This is a genomic window from Mesorhizobium sp. M7A.F.Ca.AU.001.01.1.1 (genome assembly GCF_004022735.1).
Lineage (GTDB): Bacteria > Pseudomonadota > Alphaproteobacteria > Rhizobiales > Rhizobiaceae > Mesorhizobium > Mesorhizobium ciceri.
Map to the genome: position 1 here is coordinate 1 of NZ_RZPF01000194.1, position 9,349 is coordinate 9,349.

Below are 9,349 nucleotides of genomic sequence, written 5' to 3' on the forward strand. Positions count from 1 at the left end.
CCTCGGAACTGAAACACATCGAGATCACCACCGGCGGCAAGCCGGGCGAGGGCTCCGGCTTCTATTACCAGCCGACCGTCGTCGCCGGCGCGCTGCAGGAAGATGAGATCGTGCGCCGCGAAGTGTTCGGCCCGGTCGTCTCGGTTACTCGTTTTTCGGAAGTCGACGAGGCGGTGAACTGGGCCAATGACAGCGACTACGGCCTGGCGTCATCCGTATGGACCAAGGATGTCTCGCGCGCCATGGCGACGGCCGCCCGCCTGCAATATGGCTGCACCTGGATCAACACCCACTTCATGCTGACCAACGAGATGCCGCATGGCGGGTTGAAGCAGTCCGGCTACGGCAAGGACATGTCGCTCTACGCACTGGAGGATTACACCGCCGTGCGGCATGTGATGGTTGCGCATGGCTAGTTTTGCCTTGTCCCCTTGTGGGAGAAGGTGGATCGGCGCGTAGCGCCGAGACGGATGAGGGGTGTTCCAGCTTGACGCCAGCTTACCCCTCACCCGGGTTGCCAACCGATTTGTGAAGGACAAATCGGGGCAATCCGACCTCTCCCACAAGAGGAGAGGTAAGACCGCAGACCACTACTCCACGATGCGATAGATATTCCACAGGCTGGTGCCAGACACGACATAGGGCTCGATCTCCTTGCCCCATTTCGCGTGCGCGTCGATCTTGCCGATCTTGGCGAAGAACGCCTCCAACTGGGCCAGGCTTTCGACCTGGTGATGGGACTCGACCGTCGCCTCCCGCGCGCCGATCGAACCGGTCATGATCTGGAATTCCAGCTCGTCGAGGCCGACCTGTGACCCGATCTCGCGTTCCCATTTCTTCAACAGGTCGAGCACGGTCTGCTTGTGTCCGAACTTGGCGTCGATCTGCCATCTGGCGCTGAACATCGTCTTCTCCTCCAGGTTGCGGCCCAGGCCGCGGTTGATCCACGGTTGTTGATCTACTCGTCCCAGGCCTGCACGACGGTCTGTCTTGCGATCCGACCGTTCTTCAGCTCCAGCATCGCTGCGCAGAACACCTTGGTGCCGTCCGGATAGGCGCAGGCCTGGGTGAAGGCGAGGCTGTCGCCGTCGGCGATGGTGGTGTCGACCTTGTGGGTCATCGCCCGGCTGCAGATGTCGTCCCAGAATGTGGTGATCGCCGCGCGCCCGCGGATTTCACGCGGCTTGCTCGGCGGGTTGTTGCGGTCGATCACCCGCACCAGCGCGTCTTCGGCATAGAAGCTCGACAGCATCTTGCCGTCACGGGTTTCGATCGCCTTCTTGATCGCGGCGCCGTCCACTGTTTGGGTCTTGGTCAGCATTTCATCCTCCATTGGCCCGTCTTCCGACCGGGCGGTTGATGGTCGATGTGCCGTCCGGCGCTCATCGCCGGGCAGTGGTTCTTACTGCGACTTCGCCTTGACGGCCGCGAATACGTCGTCGGTCTGCTTCTTGAAGGTCGTCAGATCGACCTGGCTGCCGTTGAGCATCGTCGACCAATGGCGCACGATGGCGGACATCGCCACCGCCTCCTTGATCTCCTCGTCGCTGGCGCCGTTGAGCTTGGCCGCCTCGGTGTGGAAATAGATGCAGTACTGGCATGGGATCTGCGCCGCGACGGCGAGGCCCAAAAGTTCCTTGGTCTTGCCGTCAAGCGCCGTCTTCGGGTTGAGCTGCACGCCCTTAATCTCGGCCCAGGCGCCGGCGACGGCCACATCCGGCAGGGTCTTGAACATGTCCGGCACCGAGCCGAGCGTTGCCTCGATGTCCTTGTAGGCGGCCGCCGCGGACGCGTCCTCGGCCTTTGCGGGAGAGATGGCGAACAACGCGCCAACGCTTGCAGCGATCACAAGCAATTTGAGTGTCCGGTTCGACTTCAGCATTTCCTCCTCCGTTCGCAGCGCCTTTTCCAGCGACATCCGCCTAGCCTGCGTGGAGAGAATTGATAGCGCTTACCCGCCCATGGCCGCTTCGCCCGAAAGCGCCATGGCTCTCATGGCCCGTGCGGGCCAGGGTGCCTGGCCGAAAACGCCGCCGCCGCCCGCGACGGCAGATCCAGCTTGAGCAGTATGTTGGCGACATGGCGCTTGACCGTGTGTTCGCTCAGCCGCAATTCGGCGGCGATCGCGGCATTGCTCTTGCCGTCGGCGACGAGGCTCACCACCTCGCTTTCGCGCGCCGTCAATGCGGCCGGCTCGGCGGTCTTGGGTTTGGGCCGGCAGGCGGGTTCCAGATGCTGTTCGGACGTCGCATGGACCAGCGCCAGCGGCTGCTCCAGCTCGTCGACACTGATGCGCCCGGCGTCGGTGAAATGCAGGCCCGACCCAGCCGCCAGATCGGCGATCAGACGCGACGCGATAATGTCGCCGCGGCCGGCATGGGCGGCCAGTTGCATTGCCACCCGCGCCGTCGTCCCAACGGGTGGACCGCGCACTTCGATCTCGCCGACATGCGCCCCTTGTGCGCTTGCCACGCCGATTTCCTGCGCCGCCTCGCGCAGCGCTGCCGCGCAGCGTATGGCGCGTGCCGGGCCGTCGAAGCGCGAAATCATCAACTCGCCATGCAGGCCCACAGAGCGCCCGCCATGGCGCCCGACCAGCAGCCGCCAGGTTTCCTGGAAGCGTTGGCTGCGTTCGCTCCACATCCGGTCGCCGAGCCGTGCCGTGTCGTAGATGCGTGTCACCAGCAGTGCGGCCAGCACGCGGTCTACTTCGCCCACGGCGCGTTCGCCGGTCAGGAATTCCTCGATCAGGTCGGCCACCCCATCGACATCGCCGGTCCAGATCGGATGGTCGCGTCCGGGAATCTCGACCAGTCGGGCGCCGGGGATCTTCTGTGCAAGGAAGCGGCTGGCGTCGGGGTCGACCCGCGCATCGTTGCGGCGATGGATTACAAGCGTCGGCGCGCTGATCACGCTCAGGATATGGCGGATGTCGACGTCGGCGTTCATGCGCGCCAGCGCCGCCGCCGCCGTCGGGCTCGCCGACAATCGTTCGAAACGTGCCCACCACTGGGCGAAATGCGCGTCGTCGACCCGGCTCGGCGCGAAATGGGGCAGCGTGGCGCCAGTGCCCCAGGCTGTCTCCGCCATCTCGATGAAAGCGTCGAGGCGTTCGGGCGACATCACCCATTTGTGGAAATGCGCATAGCCGCCATAGAGCGCCAGCGCCCGTGTCCGCTCCGGATAGGTGGCGGCGAACAGCATTGCCATCGGCGCGCCTTCGGAGGAGCCGAGCAGCGCCGCACGGCCGCTGCCAGCGGCGTCCATTACCGCGCGCACATCGTCTATCCGCGTCTCGAGACTGGGCAGGTTATGCGCGTCGACACGGTCGGACAGGCCGGTGCCGCGCTTGTCGAACAGGATCAGCCGAGAGAACGCCGAAAGCCGCTTCAAGAGCCTGGTGTAGCCCTCGTCTTCCCAGTGCAGGTCGAGGTTGGAAATGAAGCCCGGCACGAAGACGAGATCGAACGATCCCTGCCCGACCACCTGATAGGCGATCCGCACATCGCCGCTACAGGCGTATCGCGTCTCGATCGGCCTCACGAGATTTCCACCCCGGCCTGACGATTTCTGGTCGTCAAACCATAGCAGAACAGCGCAGATTGCGGCAGCTTAAACTTTAGCGATTGTGAATGTAAGTTGGCGCGGCTTGGCGGCTATTCCTGCGAGGCGGCGACGTCGGCAGGGGAGGGCTTGAGCCCGAGTTTGAGGTCGGCCGCAGCCGGCGTGATCGGTCGCTTGATCCTGGCGGAGGCGGCCACCACCAACTCGTTGAAGTTCCCGGTGCCGTCGTCCAGCATTTCGAAGAACTGCCGCCGCATCCTCGGCTCCCAGAACTTGTTGATGTGCTCGGCGACGCCGGCAATGCCTTCCTCGCGCGGCTTGGAATGGAAGAAGTCGGCGATCTGGTTTGCCATGCGCACCAGCTTCTCGGCAGTGCTCATAATGTGTTCTTCGTCATGCGACATGCTTGGCAACTCCGCAAATCACCCGGTCGGGGTGGGTGAAAATATCAAAATCGTCGCCGCGAACCAGCGCCACCAGCGTCATGCCGGACTCTTGCGCCGTGCGGATGGCAAGGGCGGTCGGCGCCGAGACGGCGATGATGAAGGCCGAACCGATAGAAGCCGTCTTCTGCACCATTTCGACCGAAACCCTGGATGTCACCACGACAGCACCGGATGCGCCCTCGATGCCGGCTTTGGCCAGCGCACCCGCCAGCTTGTCGAGCGCATTGTGACGGCCGACATCTTCGCGCGCCATGACGATGCCCTTGCCGGGCACATAGAAGCCGGCGGCGTGCACGGCTCCGGTCTCGGTGTGCAGCGGCTGCACTTTCGACAAAAGCTTGACCGAACGGACAATATCGTTGGCATCAAGCGTAAGCTTTGACACACCAACCGCATCGACCGAACGCATCGCTTCCTCGATCGATTCGATGCCGCAGAGCCCGCAGCCGACCGGACCCGCGAGCCTTCGCCGCCGCGCTTCGAAGCGCGTGTTGGCTCGGTCCTTCAGCCGGATCTGGATGTCGATGCCGGCGCCATGGTCCTCGACCTCGATGGTTTCGATCTCCTCCGGCGCAGCTACAATGCCCTCGGTCAGCGAGAAGCCAAGCGCGAAATCCTCGAAATCGGCCGGGCTTGCCATCATCACCGCATGCGTGGTGCCGGCAAAGGAGAACGCCACCGGCGTCTCTTCCGGCACCATGCGGTTCGCCGTAGCAGTGCCGCTGGCGCGGTGCGCCAGCCGCGATACCTGCGTCGTGGCTTTGCGCCGCGCGCTCAAGACTACTCCGCCGCCTGCAAAGACGCGATGCGCCGGCTCTGCTTGGCTTGCTCGTCATAGTCGCGCTGCCATTCCGACGGCCCATTGGAGGCGCCGACCTGCACCGCCGTCACCTTGTATTCCGGGCAGTTGGTCGCCCAGTCGGAGAAGTCGGTGGTGATCACGTTGGCCTGCGTGTCCGGATGGTGGAACGTCGTGTAGACCACGCCGGGCGACACCCGGTCGGTGATCAGCGCGCGCAGCGTCGTCTCGCCCGAGCGGCTGGTCAGCCGGACCCAGTCGCCGTCGCGCAAGCCGCGGTTCTCGGCGTCGTGCGGATGAATCTCCAGCCGGTCCTCCGAGTGCCACATGCTGTTGTCGGTGCGCCTGGTCTGCGCGCCGACATTGTACTGCGACAGGATGCGGCCGGTGGTGAGCAGCAGCGGGAAGCGCGGCCCCGTCCTTTCGTCCGTCGCCACATATTCGGTACGGATGAACTTGCCCTTGCCGCGCACGAACCCGTCGATATGCATGATCGGGGTGCCGAGCGGCGCCTTCTCGTTGCAGGGCCATTGCACGGACCCGACACGGTCGAGCAGCTCGAAGGAGACGCCGGCGAAGCTCGGCGTGGTCATCGCGATCTCGTCCATGATTTCGGAGGGATGCTTATAGTTCCAGTCCAGCCCGATCGCGCGGGCAAGCTCCTGCGTCGCCTCCCAATCGGCGTAGCGCGCCTTCGGCTCAAGAACCTTGCGCACCATGTTGATGCGGCGCTCGGCGTTGGTGAAGGTGCCGTCCTTCTCCAGGAAGGTCGAGCCCGGCAGGAAGACATGCGCGTAGTTCGCCGTCTCGTTGAGGAAGAGGTCGTGCACGACGACGCATTCCATCGCGGCAAGGCCGGCTGCGACATGCTTGGTGTCGGGATCGGACTGCAGAATGTCTTCGCCCTGGATGTAGATGCCCTTGAAGCTGCCGTCGACGGCGGCGTCCAGCATGTTGGGGATGCGCAGGCCGGGTTCGTCGTCCAGCTTTACGCCCCACAAGGTCTCGTAGATATCGCGCACGGCTTCGCCGGAGATGTGGCGATAGCCCGGCAGTTCGTGCGGGAAGGAACCCATGTCGCAGGAGCCCTGCACGTTGTTCTGGCCGCGCAGCGGGTTCACGCCGACGCCGGGCCGGCCGATATTGCCGGTGGCCATGGCGAGATTGGCGATTGCCATCACAGTGGTCGAACCTTGGCTGTGTTCCGTCACGCCCAGGCCGTAATAGATCGCGCCGTTGCCGCCGGTGGCGTAGAGACGCGCAGCACCGCGGATCAGCTCGGGATCGACGCCGGACAATTTGCCGACGGTTTCGGGGCTGTTTTCCGGCAAGGCGACGAACGATGCCCAATCCTGGAACTCCGTCCAGTCGCAACGTTCGCGGATGAAGGCTTCGTCGAACAAGCCCTCGGTGACGATCACATGCGCCAGCGCCGTCAGCACGGCCACATTGGTGCCGGGCTTCAGCGGCAGGTGGTAATCCGCTTCGATATGAGCCGACTTGACCATCTCGGTGCGGCGCGGATCGAGCACGATCAGCTTGGCGCCCTGGCGCAGCCGCTTCTTGAGCCGCGAGGCGAACACCGGGTGAGCGGAAGCCGGATTGGCGCCGATGATGACGGCGACGTCGGTGAAGTCGACGGAATCGAAATCCTGCGTGCCGGCAGACGTGCCATATGTCTGGCCGAGCCCGTAGCCCGTCGGCGAATGGCAGACGCGTGCGCAGGTGTCGACATTGTTGTTGCGGAAACCCTGCCGCACCATCTTCTGGACGAGGTAGGTTTCCTCATTGGTGCAGCGCGACGAGGTGATGCCGCCGATCGCGGTGCGTCCGTACTGGTATTGGATGCGGCGGAATTCCTTGGCGGTATGGGCGATCGCCTCTTCCCAGCTTACTTCGCGCCACGGATCGGTGACCTTTTCGCGGATCATCGGCGACAGGATGCGGTCCTTGTGGGTGGCGTAGCCATAGGCGAAACGGCCCTTCACGCAGGAATGGCCGTGGTTCGCCTTGCCCTCCTTGTAGGGCATCATGCGAACGACTTCGTCACCCTTCACCTCGGCCTTGAACGAGCAGCCGACGCCGCAATAGGCGCAGGTGGTGACGGCCGAGCGCTCCGGCAGGCCCTTGGCAAGCACCGTCTTCTCACGCAGCGCATCGGTCGGGCAGGCCTGGACGCAAGCGCCGCAGGACACGCATTCCGAATCGATGAACGCCTCGTGCATTCCGGCCGAAACCCGGGATTCGAAGCCGCGTCCCTCGATGGTCAGCGCAAACGTGCCCTGCACTTCTTCGCACGCCCGCACGCAGCGCGAGCAGACGATGCATTGCGAGGCATCATAGGTGAAATAGGGGTTGGATTCGTCGCGGGCGATGTAATCGACTGCCAGCGAGCCATGGCCGGGCGCCACGCCACCTTCCGGCTTGACGTGGTTGCGGCCCTCGATGCCGTAGCGGTTCTCGGTCAGGCCGATCGACTTCGCCACCGCGTCGAACTCGCTGGCGCCGGTTCCGGCCTGTTCGTTCCAGCCGGTCGGATGGTCGGAGACATAGAGCTCCATGACGCCACGGCGAATGGCATCGAGCCGCTCGGTCTGCGTGCGCACGATCATGCCTTCGCCGACAGGCGTCGTGCAGGATGCCGGCGTGCCGCCGCGTCCTTCGATCTCCACAAGGCAGACACGGCACGAACCGAAGGAGTCCAGCATGTCGGTGGCGCAGAGCTTCGGGATTTCGACCCCGCCCTCCATCGCGGCACGCATGATCGAGGTGCCTTCCGGCACGGTGATGCTGCGCCCGTCGACGTTCAGCGTGACCTGCTTCTGCGCCTTCGATTGCGGGGTTCCGTAGTCAATCTCTTCGACGAGGGATGGGAAGTCGGCCTTGATGTTCATCTGCCAGCTCCTATTCGGCAGCCACGCGCACGGGCGCGGGCTTGAAGTCGTCGGGGAAATGGGTGATCGAGCTCATCACAGGGTAGGGCGTGAAGCCGCCCAGCGCGCAGAGCGAGCCGAATTTCATCGTGTTGCAGAGGTCGGTGACCAGAGCGAGGTTCTTCTCCGGCTCGATGCCCGCGGCGAGTTTGTCGATGGTCTCGACACCGCGCGTCGAGCCGATGCGGCAGGGCGTGCACTTGCCGCAGCTTTCGATGGCGCAGAATTCCATGGCGAAGCGCGCCTGTTTCAGCATGTCGGCGGTGTCGTCGAACACCACGATACCGGCATGGCCGATCAGCCCGTCCTTGGCCGCGAAGGCTTCATAGTCGAATGGCGTGTCGAACAGCGCGCGCGGGAAATAGGCGCCGAGCGGTCCGCCGACCTGCACTGCCTTGACCGGCCGGCCGGTGGCCGTGCCGCCGCCGATCTCGTCGACGATCTCGCCAAGCGTCATGCCGAAAGCGGCTTCGAACAGCCCTGCAAATTTGACATTGCCGGCGATCTGGACCGGGATCGTGCCGCGCGAGCGGCCCATGCCGAAATCCTTGTAGAAGGCCGCACCCTTGTCCATGATGACGGGCACAGAGGCTAGGCTGATGACGTTGTTGATCACCGTCGGCTTGCCGAACAGCCCCTTATGCGCAGGCAGAGGCGGCTTTGCCCGCACCATGCCGCGCTTGCCCTCGAGCGAATCGAGCAGCGCCGTCTCTTCGCCGCAGACATAGGCGCCGGCGCCGACCCGGATCTCCATGTCGAACGCGTGAGGGGAACCCAGCACGCTGGCGCCAAGAACGCCGGCCTTGCGGGCGATCTCGACGGCCTTGTTCATCGCCGCCACCGCATGCGGATATTCCGAGCGGACATAGACGAAGCCCTTGGTCGCGCCCGTGGCTATACCGGCGATCGTCATGCCTTCGATCAGCACGAAGGGATCGCCCTCCATGATCATGCGGTCGGCGAAAGTGCCGGAGTCGCCTTCATCGGCGTTGCAGACGATGTATTTGCGGTCGCCTGCTGTATCGAGCACCGTCTTCCATTTGATGCCGGTCGGGAAGCCGGCGCCGCCGCGTCCGCGCAGGCCCGATTCGGTCACCTCTGCGACGATGGCGGCAGGCGTCAGCGCCAGCGCGTTCATCAATCCATTCAACCCGCCATGTTTTTTGTAGGATTCGAGCGACAGCGGATCCGTGACGCCGCAGCGCGCGAAAGTCAGCCGCGTCTGCTTGGCCAGGAAGGGGATCTTGTCCGGCGCGCCCAGCCAGCGTTTATGATGGCCGCCGGTAAGGAAGCCGCTGTCGAACAGGCTTTTGACGTCGGACGGTTTGACCGGCCCGTAGGCGATGCGGCCGTTGGCTGTAGCGACTTCGACCATCGGTTCGAGGAAATAGGCGCCGCGCGAACCATTGCGCACGATCTTGGCCTCGATGCCGCGCTCGGCGAGTTCGCCGGCGATCGCCTTGGCGACCTTTTCGGCGCCAAGCGCCAGCGCACCGGAATCGCCGGGAATGTAGATACGCGGGATCATGAGCGCACCTCTGCAACGATCTCGTCGAGCTTCTCGTCATCGAGCCGTCCGATCACCTCGCTATCGAGCATGGCGGCGG

Annotated in this window: 9 protein-coding genes and 1 pseudogene; 1 reads left to right on the plus strand and 9 read right to left on the minus strand. The window is 64.3% G+C overall.

Annotation, left to right across the window (positions count from 1 at the left end):
* Positions 1-416 (plus strand): aldehyde dehydrogenase family protein (locus EN884_RS14220; protein ID WP_128360591.1); only part of this gene is annotated, 416 nt, incomplete at its 5' end.
* Positions 417-590: 174 nt separating this feature from the next.
* On the opposite strand, the gene EN884_RS14225 is transcribed toward EN884_RS14220, so the two are convergent.
* From EN884_RS14225 to EN884_RS40270, 9 genes and pseudogenes are all read right to left on the minus strand, one after another.
* Positions 591-905: a hypothetical protein gene (locus tag EN884_RS14225; RefSeq protein ID WP_013528019.1), complete on the minus strand. Its 315-nt coding sequence runs from the start codon at positions 903-905 to the stop codon at positions 591-593.
* Between the two features lie 53 nt (positions 906-958).
* Positions 959-1,321 carry a nuclear transport factor 2 family protein gene (locus EN884_RS14230; RefSeq protein ID WP_024503372.1) on the minus strand — a complete coding sequence of 121 codons (363 nt, stop codon included), beginning with the start codon at positions 1,319-1,321 and terminating at the stop codon, positions 959-961.
* A gap of 81 nt (positions 1,322-1,402) precedes the next feature.
* Positions 1,403-1,882, minus strand: a complete 480-nt coding sequence (locus EN884_RS14235) for a carboxymuconolactone decarboxylase family protein (RefSeq protein WP_013528017.1) — start codon at positions 1,880-1,882, stop codon at positions 1,403-1,405.
* Positions 1,883-1,992: 110 nt separating this feature from the next.
* On the minus strand, positions 1,993-3,543 hold the full coding sequence (locus tag EN884_RS14240) for an alpha/beta fold hydrolase (protein ID WP_128360592.1): 1,551 nt from the start codon (positions 3,541-3,543) through the stop codon (positions 1,993-1,995).
* Between the two features lie 113 nt (positions 3,544-3,656).
* On the minus strand, positions 3,657-3,968 hold the full coding sequence (locus tag EN884_RS14245; RefSeq protein WP_013528015.1) for a formate dehydrogenase subunit delta: 312 nt from the start codon (positions 3,966-3,968) through the stop codon (positions 3,657-3,659).
* On the minus strand, positions 3,958-4,788 hold the full coding sequence (gene fdhD / locus EN884_RS14250) for a formate dehydrogenase accessory sulfurtransferase FdhD (protein WP_024503374.1): 831 nt from the start codon (positions 4,786-4,788) through the stop codon (positions 3,958-3,960). Before fdhD ends, EN884_RS14245 begins: the two co-directional genes overlap by 11 nt.
* 2 nt (positions 4,789-4,790) lie before the next feature.
* Complete coding sequence (fdhF, locus tag EN884_RS14255; RefSeq protein ID WP_024503375.1) at positions 4,791-7,703, minus strand: formate dehydrogenase subunit alpha; 2,913 nt, start codon at positions 7,701-7,703, stop codon at positions 4,791-4,793.
* Positions 7,704-7,713: 10 nt separating this feature from the next.
* Positions 7,714-9,270, minus strand: a complete 1,557-nt coding sequence (locus EN884_RS14260) for an NADH-quinone oxidoreductase subunit NuoF (protein WP_013528012.1) — start codon at positions 9,268-9,270, stop codon at positions 7,714-7,716.
* Positions 9,267-9,349, minus strand: a pseudogene (locus EN884_RS40270) (formate dehydrogenase subunit gamma); the annotation flags it as partial. The pseudogene EN884_RS40270 and the gene EN884_RS14260, both read right to left, overlap by 4 nt.